Source organism: Kosakonia sp. Marseille-Q7440 (genome assembly GCF_965119485.1).
The window spans coordinates 819,881-839,157 of record NZ_CBCPLT010000002.1 but is presented as its reverse complement, the minus strand read 5'-3'; the positions used below and the strand labels follow the sequence as shown (position 1 = coordinate 839,157).

The following is a 19,277-nucleotide window of genomic DNA, read 5'->3' as shown; positions in this document are numbered from 1 at the left end:
TCTGCATCAGAAGCGGCTCTTTTTAAGGCCGAGTGAAAAGAGCGTTAACTTGATGGCCGGTACGCTGAGAATAAAGAGCGCCAGCAGAAGCACAACCTGGCGCGCATCCAGCGCCAGCAGCCAGCCATATGCCAGCGCCACACCGATGCCGGAGTCCGCCTGGTCGAGAATGAGAAACAGCCACCGGCCGCGCGCGGGCAGCGTGCCCGGCGCAACCCCCAGCGCCCTTTTCAGCGCCGAATTCGGCAGCTCACCCAGCATATACCCCAGCCCCGTCGCCGCGCCCAGCAGCCACGGGTTCGCCATCTCATTTGCCAGACAGAGCGGTGCCACCAGCATGCTGATAAGCGGCACCACTACCATTCCTCGCCAGGTTTTGTTGCCACCAAACAGAGGTGCATTGAGCGGCACCGCAAGCCAGGGCAGCGCGTTGCAGGTCACCACCGCCATATGCACGCAGCCAGCAATAAACACTGGCAGCAGCAGTTGCCAGAGCGCCCACAGGGAGGAGTTATCCATGCACGCCTCCGAGATGCAGCGCGCCGAACAGCGCCGCGCCGCTAAGACAGAGCGTAACCAGCGTCATCAGTGAGGAGAACTTCGGGAAGGGGCGGTCGAGGAGCATCGCCAGGCTGAACAGCGTTAAAACCACGCTCAGCAGCCAGGCGCAGAGCCGGGGCGGCAAAACGAGCGCCAGCAGCGCCCAGCCGCTAAGGATAAACAGGCTCCAGAAGACCGGCATGCCCAGATACGCCAGCGCGGCATTGTGGGTGATATTGCCGCTTTCGTTAAATCGGGAGAGGCGAAGCGCGCCGCACACCACCATCAGGGCAAGAAACAAGGCGCTGCCGCCGCGATAGCCGCTGAGATAAAAAATCAGCGCGGGTGCCACCAGGTAGAGCAGCAGATCGCCAAAGCCGTCAAGGTAGCGACCAAAGGGGCGTTCACAGCCGAGCCAGCGCGCCAGTTTGCCATCCAGCGCATCGGCCAGCATCGCGAGATAAAGCAGGCTGATACTGAGCCAGACAGCGCCGGATAACGCGGCACAGATCCCGCCGAGGGCGGTAACCATGCCCGTCAGCGTCAGGCAATCCGGCAGCGACAGACGGCAGATAAAGGGGTAGTTCATCCTTGCACCTCCGGAAAAAACGCTTTCAGCTTTCGCCGTGCTACCAGGCAACGCAGCCGCGCGCGGTCGATACGACTATGGTGGCGCGCATCAACGGGCAGCTTTGCACAGAGCCAGAAGCGGACCGCCTCACCGGGAAAGAGGGTTGCCAGCAATGGCGCGGCGGTGCGGCACTGCGCCGCCTGTTGCAGCACCACGCAAATCTCCCCCTGCGGCCCCTGCACCACCGCGCTGGCAGCGATCCCCGGCAGGCCATTAAGCTGCTTTTCCACGGGATAGGGCGAGAGCGTTAAGCCCGACGGCGTGCGCAGCTGGTCGGCGATCCTGCCCGTCAACCAGAGACGCTGCTGCGCGTCGAGAAAACCGCTGTCTCCGGTGCGGTGCCAGATGCGCTCCTCCGAATCGCGGATTTTCGTGCGCTGATCGGCCTGCGGGTTATTGAGATAGCCGGTCAGCACCTGCGGCCCGCAGACCAGAATCTCCCCCTCCTCCCCCGCAGGCTGAGGAACCCGCTCGCGCGCGATCATAATCGCGGTTTGCGGCCCCGCTCGCCCGACAAGATAGCCAGGGTGCCGATCCCAGGCTTCGAGAAGCTCGTCGACGTCAACATTGCTGATGGGATCGGCCTCTGACGCGCCATAATTAACCGCGCAGGCGGCTTTTGGAAAATAGCTGCGGGCAGCAAGCAACAGCGACCGGGTAACAGGCGCGCCGCCAATAATCACCTCCCTTACCGCCGGAAAGCTGCACTGCTGGAGTTCGGCATAGGCGACAAGCTCTCTTAGCCAGGCGGGCGAGACGCTCAGTCGCGTTATCTGTTGAGCGTTAATCGCCCCGGCAATCATCTGCACCGGCAGGCGGCCCTGCGCATCAAAGCCGGGCAGCAGATAACAGCAGCCCGCATGAAAATGGCTGAACAGCGTCAGGATCGGAAAAGAGGTCACATCCCGCTGCTGGCGGTGCGCAAAAAAGTGGCTCATCGCCTGACACTGCGCCAGCAGCGAGTGGTGGGAGCGCACTACGCCTTTTGGCGTGCCCGTCGAACCGCTGGTGAAGGTCAGCAGCGCGGTTGCGTCGTCGTCAAGATTCTCTACGCGAAAAGCGGTGTTAACACCCTCCGCCTGCGCTAAAGGGGCGGTAAAGAGCCGCGGCGTATCGATCGTGAAGCGGCGAATCATCCACAGCTCCGGCAGCAGATACCAGCCCTTCCCGGCGTTCTGCGCCACGATCATCGCGTTCAGACGCGCCTGTTTCAGGCAGCTGCGCAGCTGCTGGCGCAGCATATCTCTCTGTACCAGCACCGGAATCAGCCCGATCCCCAGCATCGCGTAGAGCAGCAGGTAAAACTCCATCCCCGGGCTCATCAGCAGCAGTACGCGCTGGCCCGCATGCAAGCCGCTGCGCTCCAGCCTGCGTTGATACACCGCCGCACGGGAGACAAGCTGGGCATAGGTGAGCGTTTCATGCCCGGCGCTGAGCGCGGGCAGCGAAGGAGGCTGTTGCAGCAAATTGTCACAGAAGTTCATGGCGCACGTCCCTGTAGTAAAGTCCATAGTGGTGAAAAACCTTGTTCGGGCTGCAACAGGCGCGCAGCGCGGTGGCGGTTGTCGGCCCTTTCCAGTTAAGCAGCGCCGCGCCGAGGCGCGTCCACTGGGTATCGAAACTGAAGAGAAAGCGGCGCAACAGCGTGGCGTAGAGCAGAGAGCGGCGGTAGCGCGGCACAATCATGATGGTTTTGAAGATCCCGGTCCGCTGGCGCTTATCCGCCAGCGTAAACAGCAGCCCGGCGACATCGCCCTGCGGGCTGAAGGCGAGACAGGAGCCGGGTGACTGACAATAGGGTTGCAGCGTATTGGCGTTAAAGTGCCAGTCGAAGAGCGCCTCGCTCCCCGCCGTCCAGCCGATATTGTTCGCAAAGTGTCGGGTGATGAGCGCATAAAGCTCATGCCTGTGCGTCTGCCAGAGTGTAGGGGTCAGCGGCTGAAGGGAAAAATCTGCCGCGTGCCAGCGCCCGATATCCTCTGCGGGAAGGGATAGCTGGCGCACCACGTCAGCCTCATCAAACATCGAGAAGTAGCTCGCCAGCGGCTGAAACCCCATCTGTCCAAGCAGGTGTTGATACCAGGGCGGGTTATAGGGCTCCCCGGCAAACGGCGCGCTGTTCGGGGTGTCCAGCCGCAGGCGAAATTTGCCTAAGGTGCTGAAATTAATCGGCCCGATAAGCCGCGATGCGCCCTGCGCTTTCGCCCAGCGCATCAGGGCGCGAAACAGGCGATGGTTGGGAATGCGGTTATTGATGGTTTCCCAGAAACCAAAGTTCACCACCGTTTCCCCGGCGGCGTTGAGGGTGGCGAAGCCCGCCAGGCGCGCACAGTCGCGGATGTAGCCGGTCCAGACGCGCCCCTGCTGCATAAAGGGGTTGGCGGCGCTGAACTGACGTGTCATCACGGCCTCATCTTCGCCCGGCCAGAAAGGATCATGGGCATAGATGTGGGGTGCAATCGCCAGAAAGCCCTTATCCAGCGTATCGCCCGCCTGCCACTCCTGTTCAATCAACGGTCGGTTCATTTTCCACTCCCCCTCTCTCTGTGCCGCGCGTAATCTGCCCGCTCGCGCCATCCATGCGGATCACCTCGCCCTGCTGAAGCTGGCGGGTCACGCCGGGGACGCCAACAATGGCCGGAATGCCCATTTCGCGGGCGACGATGGCGGAGTGCGACAGCGTCGATCCGCGCTCGACAATCAATCCGCTAAGACCAGGAAAGAGCGGTGCCCAGCCCGGATCGGTGCGCACGGTGCAGAGGATGGTGCCGGCCAGGTTGGCTGCCTTCTCCGGCGAGAGTACCAGGCTCACCGGCGCTTCCACCGTACCGGGGTAGCAGCCGGTGCCTTGCAGGTGTGCCATATCCGCCGTCGGCTGCTGCGCGGCGTAAAGCGTCTGCTGCTGGTAGAGCGTCTGAGTGATAGAAAGGCGGTTCGCCGGCTCCTACTCCTGCTGATAGCCCGCATATTCGGCACGCCGCTGCGCGATAAGCGTGGTTAAGCCCGTCTGCACTGCCGTTCCCTCCAGTCCCTGGTAGATCTCCTCCCGGGTCAGCCAGAAGATATCCCTGTCGCTCTCCAGCACGCCTTCCAGCGCCAGTTGGTGCCCCAGTTGGAGATAGATGTCGCGGTAGAGGGCGAACATTTTCGTGCGGGTGAAGCGCATCGTTTCGCGGTGGTGGATCGCACGTTTCAGCCTGCCGAGATCGCGTTTAAAACGTCTCAGCGCGCGCTTGCCGCGCGTTTGCTGCAACCGGGAGAAGACCCTCTCTTCCGCTTCGGCCCGCAGCGTATCCGTCGGCTTCTCTTTCACGGTTTCGGCGTTCAGGTAGTTACGCAGCACGTTAAACAGAAAACGGGGATCCTGGCGTAGCGTGATGGTCTCCAGCTTCAGCTCGCCAATGGTGCGATCGCCGTAGCGTTCGATGTAGTCGAGACACTGCTGGTAGAAATGCCCATCCAGCGCTTGCAGGCGGATAAGCAGATGGGCGCTGGTCTCGCTCTGAATCAGCGCCGCCAGCTGTGGGCGTTGGCGGGCATACTGGCTCAGCGCCAGCAGATGCCGGGTCGGCTCGGTGCTGATAAGTTGCCCCTCGTCCGCCAGCAGATCGCCGCTCATTTGCTGATGCTCATCGGGCCAGAGTTCGCGCAGCACCGCCTGCACTTTGCCGTTGTAACGGGCAACGTAAAAGTCATTCACAATCGGCGCGGTCCAGCGCGTCAGCAGGTGTTGATCAAGGTATTTGAGCCGACCGATAAGCTCCGCCGGGGAGAGGGTGTGGAGATTATCGCGATCGACGAAGGCGTGCACGAGGGAGTAGTTTCGCAAGAAGTCGCGGATACGCGGTTGCAGGGAGAAGAGCGCCCAGGCGAGCCGCGCGCCCATCTTTAGCATCGCTGGCAGCGCGGCGACCTTTTCGCGCGTCGAAAGCTGCTTATCCTTGATGGTGTCTACCGGCTCCTCCAGCCCCATCATCGCTTCCATATCACTCTTATTCATCCTGAACGAGGGCAGCAGTAGCAGGGCGCGATACCAGTTCTGGATGTTGTAATAGACCCGCCCGCGCACCAGGCTGAGCATATTGTCAGTGATGTCCCGGCGCTGGTCGCGCTCTCCGGCAGGGCAGCCCACCAGTTGCAGGGTTTGCTCATACACCGTGGCGTAAGCGGCGCGGGCAAAGGAGAAGGTGAGCGGCGTCGTCACCCCGCAGTAAGACTCCTGAATATTGGCGTTGTCACAGATCAGCGTCTCGCTCGCGCAGCCGCTATCTTTCGGCAGATGGGTGATGGGGCGGGTTTGCAGCAGGTAGAGATGATTATCTTTAAGCGTCCACTCAATATCCTGCGGCGCGCGCAGCGCACGGGCGATGGCGGCGCCCATATCACGCAGGGCGAGGATCTGCGCCGCCGTTAGCGCAGGAGCCGCCGCCTGGTCGGCCTCAAGCTCCACCTCGCGGGTACCGGTGCCGCGCTTGCGGTCAAAAACCACGGCGTTGGTTTTCTGGCTGAGGGACTGCGTGAAGCCATTGCCCTCTAGCGGGACGCTAAACTCGTCGGTGTTGCACTGCCCGGAGACAATCCCCTCCCCGCAGCCCCAGGCGGCGGAGATGAGCATCGTTCGGCGCGAACCGCTGACCGGGTGCGCGGTAAACAGGACGCCTGACGCCTCGCCTTCGACCATCTCCTGAATAATGACCGAACAGTGGATTGCGCTTAACGCCAGCCCCTGGCGCAGGCGATAGGCCATGGCGCGCGCGCTCCATGTCGACATCATCACCCCTTTTACTGCATCAACCAGCTGCTGCTGGCCGCGCTGAAACAGAAAGCTGTCCATCTGCCCAGCGAATGAGGCCTGGCGGGCATCCTCGTCGCTGCAGGAGGATCGCACCGCCCAGAGCCTCTCGTCGCTAAGGGCTTCGAGCGCCTGCATCAGCGGTTCCGGCAGCGGCAGGCGGGCGAGGCGCGCGCTGATTTTCCCGGCAAGGGTTTCAATCTGATCTGCGGGCATCAAGGGTGAGAGTTGCGCCATCAACTGCGCGGCTTTTGCATCGCAGCGCAGCATCTCATCCATTGCGCTGGCGGGGATCACCCACCAGTTCGGCACCGGATAGCCGTGGGAAGTGAGCCACAACAGGTTGGCTGCCTTGCCGCCCAGTTGCTGCTCATCGAGGGTAACCGCATCTGCGGCAGAGTAGAGATAGTTCACGGTAACTCCTTTTAGATCCGTTGTTGGCTAAGCCCGACCAGATGATCCCAGGTGCGCAAAATGGCGGGGAACCAGGGCTGGGGCTTGACGTGATGAAGCATCAGGTAAAACGACAATCGGCGCAGGCCGAAGTCGCGCAGGGCGAGGCAGAAACCGCGATACCACTCCCCGGCATCGATAGCGGTGCCCAGCCGCTTCGCCAGCTGGCTGCGGTGGAACTCCACGTGATGTAACAGCGTTTGCAGCGTGGCGCGCTCATCGAGCGTCCACGTTAATAGCTCAGCCAGATCGCGCTGCGGAACATGCAGCGTCGCCAGCTCCCAGTCCCAGCAGCAGAGCCGTGCATCCTCCCGGCGCAGCGCGATGTTGCGTGGGCTAAAGTCGTTATGCACCAGCGTTCTCGGCAGCGTCGCCAGCTCGCGCCACTGCGCCGCGCTGTTCTCGGCGCAGTCCAGCCATTGGTGCAGCAGCGGCGTGGTGAAAAGCTGTGGCGCGGTGCGATGGCTGAAGGCGGCGATGGCCTGCCAGAGCGGCACCATGCTGTTGATAGTGTCGGCAGAGGGAGAGTCGATATGGCGAAAGGTGGCCTGCAAGGCATCATGGCGGCGATACCAGATCGCGTGGATATCGGCGATGCCCAGCAATGCGGCATCGATCTGCGGCTGCTGCCAGCGAACGCCCTTTGACAGGCTGTTAAGCAGCACTTCCTCCCCGAGCAGCTCCTCAATGATGACGCTCTGCTTGCCATCTTCGTAAGTGCCGTAGAGCGTCGGCACATGGCGGGTAAAGGCGGGATCGCTTTGCGTGATAAGCGCCATCTCCCTTTCGCGCGCATGGCTGAACTCGCTGGCAGGCAGCAGGCGTTCAAGCAGTTCAACAAGTTCGGGCGCGCAGCCTGCCGCCAGCGAGTGCAGCAGTTGGGTTATCGCATCGGTTGGCGGCTTGTGCTTCAGCAGCGCCGCCACCTGCGTACCATCTTCACGCTGAAGACGGTAGGCAAACAGGCCGACGGGCAGCGTCGCGCTGTGGGAACTGAGCGCCGTTAAAATACTGTCCTTGTTTCCCTGCCAGTGCATCGCACTGACGCGCTGGGGCGGTCGCTCGCCCCATGCGGCGGTATAGCGGGCGTACTGAAAGTAGTGGCGCAGCGGATCGTCTCCTGCCCTACCTGGCGGCGCGTTACGCTGCTTTCGACCGAGCAGCTCATGGGATTTGGCGAATTCGTCGCTCGCCAGCGCGCTGAGGGTTGAGATATCGAGCGCCAGACAAAATGAGGCGATGATCTCCGCCAGCCTTTCGCTGCCGTTGGTCCCCTGACAGCCCAGCATTTGCAGGCACTCGGCCTGATCGGGAAGCGCGGTCCCGCCGCCGACGGTGCCAATCACCAGCGCCGGAAGCGTCATGCTGCAATAGACGCCACCCTCTGGGGTCAGGCGCATTTGCAGCTGCGAGAGGGAAGATTCATGGCTGCAGGCGATGTCCTGACCGAGCGCGGTAAACATCGCCGCGATGACGTTGGCGGTATTGATATTCACCCCGGTCATGCCGGCGGCGACGGAGCCTTCACAAAAGCCCTGAAACGCCTCGACCAGCTGCGCAGGCTCGATGCGCAAACGGCTGCGGCAGGCGGCGGCAGTGAGCGTTGCCTCGGCGATAACCTGGGTTCCCCGGCCCTGCGCAAAGCTGCTCCACGAACTTTTCTTATCGCTGGAGAGGTTGCTTTCAAGGATGTAGCGCTGGGGGGTTAATGCCAGCGGAAGCTGCGCGAGGATCCAGCGGCAGGCCTGCCAGGTGCAGGTGGTGGTCATATTCTGCCCGGCGGCATCGGCGGTGTGATAGGTGAAAGTCAGATGCACGGCATTGCCGATGACGCGCGGCGTCAGGCTGATGAGGCGCGCGAAACGCGAATGCTGGCGCACAATGTCGCTGATGTCGGTGAAATAGTCCTCGGCCCAGGCGCAGAACGCGAGCGCGTCGCGCACCGAGAGAAATTCGAAGCGCGGCGCTCGCATCATCCGCTGGCCGGTGACGCGCGCCGTCGCCCCGCCGCTGTGGGTGATAGCGCTGGCACCACGTGAAACGGAGGCGACAAGCGCCCCTTCGCTGGTCGCCAGCGGCGCGTAAAAGATCCCCTTCGCACGCCAGCCGTTGATCAGCAGCGGCCCGGCAATGCCAACGGGGACTTCAACCGAGCCGATAAACCCCTCAAGATGACTTTGCAGCTTTTCCGCCTGCAGGCGGGTGGCAGAGATCTGGTTGAAGTCGTGCCCCGTGTGCTGACGCAGCCAGGCCAGCCTCTTCTGCCGCGCCTTTTCACTCCAGTCGTAGAGATGGCGGCGGGGTAAGGTGACGGCGCTTTCCCCCCTTTCCTCGCGCGGGTGGCACAGTTTGAGCTGCCAGTAGCACTGCTTATTCTCCTGCGCCGAGCGGCAGGTTAATGTCGCCAGCCACTGCCCGCTCTGCTGGCGCTCTTTATGCAGGACTTTTAGCGCCGGGAGCTGAACCGCCCGATCGTAAAGAGATAACGCGCGCCGCGGATCGGTGATAAAGGCATTACAGCGCTCTTCGCTTTCAAATAAGAGTGTAAACTCGGCCGGGCGTATATCGACAATTGTGGCCGTAATTAACGATTCCATCATCACTATCCCCTTCCCTGGGCTACAAATATATTTCAACGATACACAGCAAATATCCTGTCAGCATTGCCATGCCAACCATGGCTTCATTTCTTTTTCTGTTCTGCTGATTGGCATTAATCAGAAAAATCAGCAACTGGATTACGGTAAAGAAATTAATAAAAGCACTTGCTGCATAAAACCAGACAGATACCGCGCCGGTTTTGCACAAAATAAGAAAATATTGCACGATAACCATCGATATAAGCAGACCGATAATCATCAATACCGACAAGGGGCGACCATATAATTGCGACCAGGTGGTGACTTCTTCGCGATCCTCATCCGGTCCTTTACATTTACGCGTAATTTCAAAACTTAAACCGCATAAGAAGGCGAGCAGCATCAGCAAAATAACCGGCCGGTTAAACGTCGCCGCGGGTGAGGCCAGGGTAGCCAGCCAGCCGATAACAAACGGCATTACCAGCGTGTGGGAGAGCGCATAGATCGAGAAGTGGCGTTTAAGCCATTCGGCGACAAAAAACTCTTTCGTCATCAGCAATGTCCAGCAGAGCAGCAGCCCCCAGCTTAGCCATATCTGCGGCCTGCCCTCTGCGAACAGAGCGATGCCGCCCAGTTGGATCAGCAGACAGAGCGCGCCGAGGACCTTCAGGTGCGTCAGGCTGATAATGCCCTGCTGCAATACTCTCTGCGGATGGTGCAGGCAGTCATCGGCATAATCTTTATGTTCATCGAGCACGCGCAGCAGCAGAAAAAAGGAGAGGGAAAGCAGGCAACCGAGGGCAATTTTTACCGGGCTAATACTCTCTTGCGCGGGCATTGCGACCGAGAAGGATAAAAACCAAAGAATAAAAAAGAGCGGCGTATTGGCTAAAGGAAAGCGTTCATTAACCCATAACATCATACGTGAAAACAGCGAACCATTATTAATATTGATCATGGCGACTCCCTGGAATAATTATCTGAAAGCAGGAAAGATCGACACACCTAATTACGTTATCAACAAGAAAACTCTGTAAAAGAATTAAATGGCGGCGTGTGCAGATTCAATATAAATCCACGACCCTGCGGTTTCATTTAAAAAAATCGACTGATGTGATCGCTCTCTAATAATATTAAGAAGTTATTACTTATTCGTTATAAAAGACGAAACAATAATATTCTTCCCTTAGTGCTTTTAGGATTAAATTATTTGATTGCGTTGGGAGCTGGAAATAAAAAAGGCCACGCTGACAAGCATGGCCTTGATGAGCGGTAACGTTAGCTCAGCGAGGAGGTGGGTGTGGCTGATTTTAATGCGGGTTGCGGTACGTCGCTCCACAGGGTGTCGTAAGCGTGGCCGGTGAGATCCTCAACAATATGGCGCGCTTGTGGCGTCACGTTTTGCTTCAGGCCGCCCGCCTTCAGGCGATCGAGCTCTTCGACGAAGATGCGGTGCGTGCGCTTATTGAGATGGAAGGTCAGTGCCTGCCATAGCGCCACCAGCAGCAGGCCAACGGTGCCGACAAACAGCAGCATCACAATGGTGTTGATCGCTTCCTGCGGCTGCACCTGGCTGCCTTTTACGAAACCACCGCTTTGCAGCAGCAGCCCCACCGCAAAGGTTGCGATGGCCACCGTGGTTTTGCGTGAGAAGGTCATCACCGCGGCGAACAGCCCTTCGCGGCGCTGGCGCGTCACCATTTCGTCAATATCGGGAATAAACGGGAATACGTTCCACGGCGTGAACTCCAGCACGCAGCGCCCCACCTGATAGACCCCGGCGAGGATCACCAGCATCAGCACTTTGTGCTCGCTCGGGAATTGATAGACCAGGAAGAAGCCCGCCAGGCAGATCATCATCAGGCTATAGGCGAACACATAGAGGCGCGAAGGGCCAAATTTGATGATCGCCACCCCTGCCGCCAGCGTCACCGGCAGGCCGACAATGCTCATCGACAGCAGCGTGCCCGCCAGTGATGACGAGACATTCAGGCAGTAGACGCAGAAGAAAACAAACACCGTGTTGTAGACATCTTTTGCGGTAAAGGAGAAGAGGTAGATTGCCAGATGTTTACGAAAGGCACGGATTTTAAGCGTAGAGGCATAATCTTTAAACAGCGCGCCAATGCCGGAGAGCTTCTGCGCCATGCTGCGCGTCTGCGCTGCTCTCTCCATCTCGGCCAGCATTTCGGGTGTTAATTCGCGCTCCCAGGTGACGCGCCAGGAGATAAAGACGCAGACCATAAACAGCACCGCGAAGACAATACCGTTGATGAGATACGCATCGGCATTCTTCTCGCCCAGCCAGCCGATCAGCAAGCCCGGAATAAAGGTGGCGAGAAAGGTGCCGGACGCGGAAAGAAACATGCGGCAGGTCGAGAGCTTAGTGCGATCGTTAAAATCTTTAGTCATCTCTGATGGCAGCGTCTCCCAGGGGATCAGCACCATTGCAGCGATGATTTCAAAGGCGAGGTAGACGGCGAGATAGAACCAGAAGTTCATGCCGTTGAGCCAGAGCAGGATATAGACCAGCATCAGCGGCGCGCCGATCAACAGAAAGAAGCGGCGGCGGCCAAACTTTTTGCCTAACGCGTTTTTATAGAAGTGGTCGGTAAAGCTGCCCATAAAAAGGCTGACGATGGCGTCGACAATGCGGGCAATGGCGACAATTGAGGCGGCTTCCAGCGGAGAGAGGCCGACAAACGTGGTGTAGTAGAAGAGCAGCCAGGCACCGATAACCGTAAAGGCGCCGCCGCCCATAATATCCGTCATGCCGTAGCCAATGCTGACAGGGATCGTGACTTTACGCTGTTTACGACTCATCATCGCCTCCCGCATTTTGCTTACTGTTTTTAGTTTTCAGAGACATATAAACCCCATTTAAGGATTATCGCGTTAAACGCTGGCCGTTTTTTCGCACAGCCAGGTGGTGACGCATGTTTCACGGCATCCACGTTATCTCTACCAACGATTTTAAGTCTACTACCATACAAGATGAGGTGATAAAATTGTGAGCTTCGCCATAAGCCACGCAAAATAAGGCATAGAAGGGATTAAAAAGTAAAAAAATGCGAGGCAGCGCTGAGTTTATTGCGCCTGAGGTGCATTAGCAGCGGGAAAAGGAGGGACTTATTTGTTCATCATTGAAGAAACGGAGAAAGCCCGCTGGCTTACAGACGGGCAGCATGTTAGCGCGCACAGTTCATTCCAGTAGCTGTAGCGCATGACGAGGTGGAAGCGCTCACTTTTCATCGTAAATCCACATTGAGGGGTGGTAGTCGAGACCGTAGAGCAGGCCAAAAGGGATAAGCAGCGCGACATGTCGCCCGGAATCAAACTCCCCCTCCTCTACCGGCACATTCAGCGGTGGGGCGAGGCGTGAAAGCCATTGTTGCAGCCGTTGTTTCATCAGCACGTTCTCCAGCAGAGGGTGGATGCTGTCAGTAAAACGCACTTTGCTGAGCAACCAAAACGACAATTTCTTCGCTCATTTGCCGAAAAACGCAAAAGGCGCGGGCAAAAAAAAGCCCCTGCGCGAAGGCAGAGGCAAGGCCATGTCCGAGCCGTAAAACTAGTTAAAGACCATACCGCCATCAATCAGCAGCGATTGCCCGGTCATATAGTCAGAATCTGGGCTTGCGAGGTAAGAGACGCACGCGGCGACATCTTCCGGCTCTGACAGGCGACCAAGCGTAATGCGTTTCGCAAACTCTTCGGTGCCGTAACCGATCGGTTTGCCCGCTGCTTCAGAGACCTGACGGTCAATTTCAGCCCACATTGGGGTTTTGACAATCCCCGGGCAGAAGCCGTTAACGGTAATGCCCAGCGGGGCCAGATCGCGTGCGGCAGTCTGGGTTAAGCCGCGTACTGCGAATTTACTTGAGCTGTAAACCGCCAGTTCCGGGTTGCCGACGTGGCCAGCCTGCGAACAGGCGTTGATGATTTTGCCGCCGTGTTTTTCCGCTTTGAAGGCCTGAATCGCCGCCTGCATGCCCCAAATCACGCCTTTCACGTTGATGTTATAGACCTTATCGATCACCTCTTCGGTGATGGACTCAATCGGCGTGGAGGGCGCAACCCCGGCGTTGTTGACGATCACGTCAAAGCCGTTCAGTTTTTTGCGCGTCTCTTCAACGGCGGCAAACACCTGCTCGCGGTTGGAAACGTCGACGGTGACGGCAATCGCGCTGCCGTTGCTGGCGTTGATCTCCTCGGCCACCGCTTTTGCGGTCTCGCTGTTATAGTCGGCAACGGCAATGGCAAAACCATCTTTTGCCAGACGCAGAGCGATTGCGCGGCCAATACCCTGGCCGGCACCGGTAACAAATGCGACTTTTTTCATAACGACTCCTTAGTTTTTACAGAATCTGGCTGAGGTGCAGCTGGCCCATCAACAGCGGGTTATCGCTGTAGTCGACCGGAATGGCGACCACCGCCGGGCCTTGTGTGTCCATCGCTGCGCGCAGCGTCGGCTCGAGTGCGGCAGTGCTTTCAACGGCAAACCCTTTCGCGCCGAAAGATTCGGCATAGGCTTTAAAGTCGACGGGGCCGAAGTTGACCCCGGAGAGGCGCTGATATTTTTTCTCTTCCTGAATCGCCACCATGTTGTAGGCGTTATCCACCCAGATGATGTGCAGGATATTGGCGCCCAGACGCACAGCGGTTTCCAGCTCCATACTGGATTGTAAAAAACCGCCGTCGCCGGAGACGGAGACCACTTTGCGCCCCGGATTGACCAGCCATGCGCCAATTGCCCACGGCAGGGCAACGCCCATTGTCTGTTGACCGTTAGAGATCATCACCTGGCGCGCGCGGAAGCTATAGAGATAGCGGGCAATCCAGATATGGAAACTGCCCATATCCACCGTCAGGGTGACATCGTTATTCACGATATCCTGCATCGCGCGGACAATGCGCAGCGGGTGAATAGCAAACTGATTAAGCTGAGCGCCTTTACGGCTGAGCAGTTCGCGCTGGTTGCTACGGTCGATCAGGATCTCCGACGCGCGCGGCGAGAGCACCAGCGGTTCGGCAATCTTGTGTGCCAGCTTATCGAGCGTGCTGGCGATATCGCCAATCAACTCAACGCTCGGCGAGTAGTTGCGCTCTTCATACGCGGGCAGCACATCAATATGTACCAGCTTCGCATCGCCGGTGTTCCACATTGCCGGCTCATACTCCACCGGGCTGTAGCCGATACAGATAACCAGATCCGCCAGGTGCAGCAGCCGGTCGCCCGCCTGGTTATTAAACAGGCCTACGCGTCCGGCAAAGCGGGTAAAGTGCTCCTGATTAACCGCGCCCGCCGCCTGGTAGGTGCTGGTCACCGGAATATGGGTTTTCTCCAGCAGATGATGCAGCGCAGCGATATTCTCTTCCCGGCTGGCCATCAGGCCGAGCAGGAATATGGGGTTTTTCGCCCCGGCAATCAGCTTCGCCACCTCATCAATCATCTTGTCAGGCGCGGAACCGAGCTGCGGCACGGCGTTAGAGGGCAGAATATTGCCGCTGGCCGGCTGGTCGGAGATATCCTGCGGAATGCTGACAAACGCGCTCCCCGGGCGGCCCTGTTCGGCGGCGCGGAAGGCGTTCGAAACCACTTCGGAGATGGCATCCGGGGAGGAGATCTCAACGGAATATTTGGTCACCGGCTGGAACATGGCGACCGTGTCCATGCTCTGGTGAACCAGCTTGGCTTTATCGGCGCGTTTCACCGCCCCGCCGAGGGCAACCACCGGGTCGCCTTCGCTGTTGGCGGTCGCCATGCCGGTGATCAGGTTGGAGCAGCCAGGACCCGAGGTCACCAGCGCTACGCCCGCTTTGCCGGTAATACGCCCGACCGCTGCCGCCATAAACGCGGCGTTCGCTTCGTGGCGTACCGGAATAAGTTCAATCGAGGAATCGAGAAGAGAATCAAACACTTTATCGATTTTCGCGCCAGGGATGCCGAAAACATGTTTGACACCCTGCGCTTCCAGTTGCCCCACCACCATGTCGGCACCGTGGGCCCACATCTGGGTATGGCGTTCGTTGCTCATACACTACTCCTTTACATCACTTAGTTCTCAACCGAACGGATGGCGGCGTCCAGGTTATCCGGGTGCAGATCCGCTTTCAGGAAGGCTTCATCGGCAGGGAGATCGATCATCAGTTGATGGATTTCACCAAAGGTCAGCGTGCCGTGATCCAGCTGGTAGTCGAGGAGATGACCGCCACCGTGGCGATCGTCGGTAATAAAATGCTCGTGGTAACCCGCCACATTGATCCCCTGCATATGCTGCGGGGTGCGGAAACCGACCAGCACGCCGTCGCGGCCGTTAAAACGGAAGACCGGCTGATCGTCGAGCACATCGGTCATGGCGCGATAGGGCGGTGTCTGGCGCGGCACGGTGCGGGTGTGCGCATGGCGGAAATGGCCGTCGATGCGCAGGGCGCAAAAGAGGTTGTCGGACGGGATCTGCCGGTCAATCACCTCATGCAGCGCCTGGCGGCTGATCGGCTCCTCAAACACGTGCCGGTATTGCGGTTTGAACCAGGTCATCACCGCAAAGGGGGTTTTCTGTTCCGGCTTCGCGGCGCGGGCACTGCCATCGGAACGTAATTGGTACACTTCGCTGTTGAAGGCAATTAATTCGCCATCAAGCTCATTAAATGTACCCAGACCAAAATCACCATGATTAAGTAGATCCTTAATCGTGGTATTACCTTCATAAACTCCGCTAAGTAGCGCACTCATTAGCGATGTTTGATATATCACGCCGTTTGGCTTGCTTTCAGAAAAAGCACGAATTGTGTTTCGTAGATTTTCTTCGCAAGAACAATCAGTTGCGTTACCCATCATCTTTTCCCCCACTGTAGAGACGATTAGAAAAGCTGATTAAATATTGACTCGTTTCAGCGGGGGATTCCAATATAGAAAACATGAGGGTTTAAGATGTTTTAGATATGGAACTTCGTTATTTACGTTATTTTGTCGCCGTTGCCCAGACGCAACACTTCACGCGGGCAGCCGAAATGCTCGGTATGTCGCAGCCGCCATTAAGCCAACAGATCCGTCGACTTGAGCAGGAAGTGGGCACCCCGCTGTTCCATCGCCTGACGCGTGGCGTCACGCTCACCGAGGCCGGTGAGGCCTTCTATGAAGATGCCTGCCATATCCTTGCGATGAGCGATGCGGCGCTGGAAAAAGCGAAAGGGATCGCCCGGGGGATCAACGGCAAGCTCAACCTTGGCGTGACCAGCTCCAACGCTTTCCATACCCACTTCTTCTCGGTGCTGCGCCAGTTTCAGCGCGACTACCCGAAGGTGGCGCTCTATCAGAAAGAGGACAATATGGCGACGCTGATCCACGGCCTGGATGAGGGGCTGATTGACGTAGCGTTCGTGCGCCTGCCCTGCGAAAGCAGCAAAACCTTTAGCCTGAAGCTGGTGGACGAGGAGCCGATGTTGATTGCCCTGCACCGCACGCATCCGCTGTCGGCGAAGGCGGATATCGCGCTCAGCGAGTTGCAGAACACGCCGCTGATTATCTTTCCGCAAGCGGTGTCGCCGGGGCTGTATGAGCTGATCTACAACGCCTGCCTGCGTGCCGGTGTGGAGATGGATAACGCCCATCAGGCCTCGCAGTTCTCTTCATCCCTGAGCATGGTGGCGGCCGGTTTTGGCTTTGCCATCATTCCGCAGTCGATGGCCTGCTTTGGGCATCCGATGGTGACCTTTCATTCGGTGGCGGGAAACACATTGAAAACCGATGTTGCGCTGGCGTGGCGCAAGTTCGAGCGCTCACCGGCGGTCAGGCGGTTTATCGATCACTTTTAAGCGCCCGGAGGATCGGGCGCTTAGCCTTCAACGGCGGTGGGTGTTGACCACCTGACCGATGCCTTTACCATCAAGCGCGGCATCAGGATCGGCGAAAAAATCGAGGTTGAAGTAAGTGTCATCGGTCAACAGTTCAACCCGGTGCCAGTACTCCGGCGGGCTGATGCCAAACTGCCCCGCTTCGATCACCACTTCTCGCTCAGGAGTGGCATCATGCTCGCTGGCAAAACCGATGTATTTCACCGCGCCCTGCATCACCGACAGGCGGCCATAGACCCCTTTTTTGGTGTTATGGTGCGTCAGAAGCGCCTGCGGCACCGTCTCTTTCGTCCAGAAAGGCGTCGAGCGGGTATGGCGAAAATGGAGTGGAATAAGCTGCGTCATCATTAGCCTCCGGTTACCAGCCGCATACGTTGGTCTCTTCATCCGATTCGTAGCCGCGGACGATATTAATCAGATCTTTTACCGCGTCGGCGGCAATAAGGGGATCGGTCAGTTCACTGAGGCGGGTAAAATCTTTATCGACCGAGACGCCATTATTATTATTGGTGACGGTCAGCGTATATTCCCCGCTATTATCAGCAGGCAGATTTAATTTCGAGACCAGTTCAGAAACGGCCTGGTTCGCAATATCAGGAAGATAGAGCGACATTGGTTTTAAATAAACTTTCTGCTCTGTTTTACCGCTTTCCCGATGGGAAACTGAGAGTGAATAACCTCTGTTTTCTGTATCCATAATTGCTACCTCAACCTTCAATCAGAATTTTGGGATCAACATAGAAATCGACGCTGAACACCGTGTCGTCACTGAGCGCCTCAATGTTGTGCCATTTTTCAGGCGGGAAGACGCCGAACTCACCGGCGTGAATGGTCAGGGTTTCCACCGGCTGCGGGCTGGTCTCATCGGCATAACCGTAATAGCGGATCGCGCCGCGCTGCACGCTTAAACGCGGGTAGACACCCTGACGCGTCCCGGCGTCAAGATGGCGTTTCCAGATGGAGGCCGGTGCTGTTTCTTTCGTCCAGAAAGGGGTGGTGCGGGTGTGGACATAATTCGCGGGTATGGCAATGCGTTGCATATTTCGTCCTCTTTTTATCTCAGCCACTATTGTTGCCGAAAGGGGGGGAAGCATATGTTGCATAGCATATACCTGTTATAAAAAATATCGACTATTTTTTATAAATGTTATTTAAAGTTGATGAGATAAATCTTCACAAACCTATTTCGTGCTACTTTTTATACTCCATAAGGATAATATTTATAAAAAAAAGTGCGGTAAAAATGAAAACTTATCGTTAGCAAATAAAATTATTTCTTCGGCGATGGTAAATAAATGCCCCCAAAACGGGGGCAACGTGTTTATTGCAGAAGGGTGCTCTCCCAGCCCTCGAAGATCGCCGCTACGTTATACTGCGCGGCGTCCGCCTCGCTGAGCTGATAGCGCTCACCGCCCTGCCCGGCGCCTGGCCCACGGTTACTGGCCTCATAAAAACGGCTGTCCTGTGGGTAAAACCAAATTTTATCGCCGTGCTTATCTTTGCCGGACATCTTGTCCCAGCCGTAGATATGGTCATCAATCTCGCTATTGATAATTGCCGCCAGGCCAATGGCGTTCGGGTCGGCATAGCGCCCGTCGCTAAACTGGGTGGTCGGGTGCCACGGGCGGCCCAGCGCAAAGCTTTTCGCCGGCACGCCCGGCTCTTTGCTCAACTTACTATTGATAATAAACAGGCCAAACCGCTCCCCGGCCTGGGTGGCAGGCGCAGTGAGATAACCGTACGGCGGCGCGGTGTCATCACGGTTGCGGGCAATGATTTCGCAGCGATCGAACACCGCGATACCGGGGCCGAAGATAAAATCGACATGGCCGCTGATGGCACAGTCGGTGAAGTAACTGCGGCTGCCCTGCTTGCTGTAGAAAGTGTCCTGGTAACCTTCGAGGCGAACGTGGCGAAAACGCGCTCTGTCTGCCCCTTCTGCCACCATCAGCGCCACCGCCTGGGTATCTTTCAGCTTCTGCGCATCGCCTTCCGGCAGCGCGGCGTTGGCGGGAAAATCAAAGGTATTGCGGATAGTCAGATTCTCCAGCGTTACGCCGCTGGCGCGGATCTCTACCGTGCTGGTACGCCCGGTGCCAAGCTTCTGCCCCTGCTCATCCAGCGCACCTGCGGGGGTATTGGCTTCAATCACCGTGCCCGCCATCGATTCCCCGATCAGCGTGACGGGCTTTTCAATCACCAGCCGCTCTTGCCAGCGCCCCTCTTTAATCAGAATGCGCCACGGCGTGCCGCTCTGCGGCGCGGCGTCCAGCGCCTGGCCGATAGTGGAAAATTCACCAGCCTGCGGCGTCGGCGATACCACGGCGTTCCACTCGGCCGCCTGCGCGCTGGCGCTCAGGCAGACCAGCAGCAGTGCGGAGCAGTGCAGGGTTTTCATTGTTCTCTCCTTGGTTTTTGGACAAAG

Annotated in this window: 18 protein-coding genes; 1 reads left to right on the top strand and 17 read right to left on the bottom strand. The window is 57.9% G+C overall.

Annotation, left to right across the window (positions count from 1 at the left end; translation table 11 throughout):
• Nucleotides 1–6: 6 nt before the first annotated feature.
• The 13 genes from ACWPW2_RS17920 to budA form a co-directional block, all read right to left on the bottom strand.
• Nucleotides 7–519 (bottom strand): hypothetical protein, encoded by a 513-nt coding sequence (locus ACWPW2_RS17920; RefSeq protein WP_454124480.1) that lies wholly within the window; start codon nt 517–519, stop codon nt 7–9.
• Nucleotides 512–1,129 (bottom strand): CDP-alcohol phosphatidyltransferase family protein, encoded by a 618-nt coding sequence (locus tag ACWPW2_RS17915; protein WP_454124478.1) that lies wholly within the window; start codon nt 1,127–1,129, stop codon nt 512–514. Before ACWPW2_RS17915 ends, ACWPW2_RS17920 begins: the two co-directional genes overlap by 8 nt.
• Nucleotides 1,126–2,655: an AMP-binding protein gene (locus ACWPW2_RS17910; RefSeq protein WP_454124476.1), complete on the bottom strand. Its 1,530-nt coding sequence runs from the start codon at nt 2,653–2,655 to the stop codon at nt 1,126–1,128. Before ACWPW2_RS17910 ends, ACWPW2_RS17915 begins: the two co-directional genes overlap by 4 nt.
• A complete protein-coding gene (locus ACWPW2_RS17905) occupies nt 2,642–3,697 on the bottom strand; it encodes a hypothetical protein (protein WP_454124474.1) in 1,056 nt (351 codons plus the stop codon). Before ACWPW2_RS17905 ends, ACWPW2_RS17910 begins: the two co-directional genes overlap by 14 nt.
• A complete protein-coding gene (locus ACWPW2_RS17900; protein ID WP_454124472.1) occupies nt 3,678–4,034 on the bottom strand; it encodes a PEP-utilizing enzyme in 357 nt (118 codons plus the stop codon). Before ACWPW2_RS17900 ends, ACWPW2_RS17905 begins: the two co-directional genes overlap by 20 nt.
• 81 nt (nt 4,035–4,115) lie before the next feature.
• Entirely contained in the window at nt 4,116–6,377 is a 2,262-nt protein-coding gene (locus ACWPW2_RS17895; protein WP_454124470.1) for a PEP/pyruvate-binding domain-containing protein, read from the bottom strand.
• Nucleotides 6,378–6,388: 11 nt separating this feature from the next.
• Entirely contained in the window at nt 6,389–9,016 is a 2,628-nt protein-coding gene (locus ACWPW2_RS17890) for a phosphotransferase (protein ID WP_454124468.1), read from the bottom strand.
• 19 nt (nt 9,017–9,035) lie between these two features.
• The gene (locus ACWPW2_RS17885; protein ID WP_454124466.1) at nt 9,036–9,953 is read right to left on the bottom strand and encodes a prenyltransferase; all 918 of its coding nucleotides are present in this window, start codon (nt 9,951–9,953) and stop codon (nt 9,036–9,038) included.
• Nucleotides 9,954–10,273: 320 nt separating this feature from the next.
• Complete coding sequence (locus ACWPW2_RS17880; protein WP_454125267.1) at nt 10,274–11,818, bottom strand: MFS transporter; 1,545 nt, start codon at nt 11,816–11,818, stop codon at nt 10,274–10,276.
• A gap of 418 nt (nt 11,819–12,236) precedes the next feature.
• Nucleotides 12,237–12,473 carry a hypothetical protein gene (locus ACWPW2_RS17875; RefSeq protein WP_454124464.1) on the bottom strand — a complete coding sequence of 79 codons (237 nt, stop codon included), beginning with the start codon at nt 12,471–12,473 and terminating at the stop codon, nt 12,237–12,239.
• Between the two features lie 93 nt (nt 12,474–12,566).
• Entirely contained in the window at nt 12,567–13,337 is a 771-nt protein-coding gene (locus ACWPW2_RS17870) for a (S)-acetoin forming diacetyl reductase (RefSeq protein ID WP_023480984.1), read from the bottom strand.
• Between the two features lie 16 nt (nt 13,338–13,353).
• The gene (gene alsS, locus ACWPW2_RS17865) at nt 13,354–15,033 is read right to left on the bottom strand and encodes an acetolactate synthase AlsS (protein ID WP_454124462.1); all 1,680 of its coding nucleotides are present in this window, start codon (nt 15,031–15,033) and stop codon (nt 13,354–13,356) included.
• 20 nt (nt 15,034–15,053) lie between these two features.
• Nucleotides 15,054–15,833 carry an acetolactate decarboxylase gene (budA, locus tag ACWPW2_RS17860; RefSeq protein WP_034813652.1) on the bottom strand — a complete coding sequence of 260 codons (780 nt, stop codon included), beginning with the start codon at nt 15,831–15,833 and terminating at the stop codon, nt 15,054–15,056.
• 107 nt (nt 15,834–15,940) lie between these two features.
• On the opposite strand from budA, the gene ACWPW2_RS17855 reads away from it, so the two are divergent.
• A complete protein-coding gene (locus ACWPW2_RS17855; protein WP_023480780.1) occupies nt 15,941–16,813 on the top strand; it encodes a LysR family transcriptional regulator in 873 nt (290 codons plus the stop codon).
• Nucleotides 16,814–16,840: 27 nt separating this feature from the next.
• Here ACWPW2_RS17855 and ACWPW2_RS17850 read toward each other — a convergent pair whose 3' ends face one another.
• From ACWPW2_RS17850 to ACWPW2_RS17835, 4 genes are all read right to left on the bottom strand, one after another.
• On the bottom strand, nt 16,841–17,197 hold the full coding sequence (locus ACWPW2_RS17850; RefSeq protein WP_454125264.1) for a DUF1971 domain-containing protein: 357 nt from the start codon (nt 17,195–17,197) through the stop codon (nt 16,841–16,843).
• Nucleotides 17,198–17,210: 13 nt separating this feature from the next.
• On the bottom strand, nt 17,211–17,549 hold the full coding sequence (locus ACWPW2_RS17845) for a DUF1869 domain-containing protein (RefSeq protein ID WP_270221524.1): 339 nt from the start codon (nt 17,547–17,549) through the stop codon (nt 17,211–17,213).
• 10 nt (nt 17,550–17,559) lie between these two features.
• Nucleotides 17,560–17,892, bottom strand: a complete 333-nt coding sequence (locus ACWPW2_RS17840; protein ID WP_124967268.1) for a DUF1971 domain-containing protein — start codon at nt 17,890–17,892, stop codon at nt 17,560–17,562.
• Nucleotides 17,893–18,173: 281 nt separating this feature from the next.
• Nucleotides 18,174–19,250 (bottom strand): pectinesterase family protein, encoded by a 1,077-nt coding sequence (locus ACWPW2_RS17835; RefSeq protein ID WP_454124459.1) that lies wholly within the window; start codon nt 19,248–19,250, stop codon nt 18,174–18,176.
• Nucleotides 19,251–19,277 lie beyond the last annotated feature (27 nt).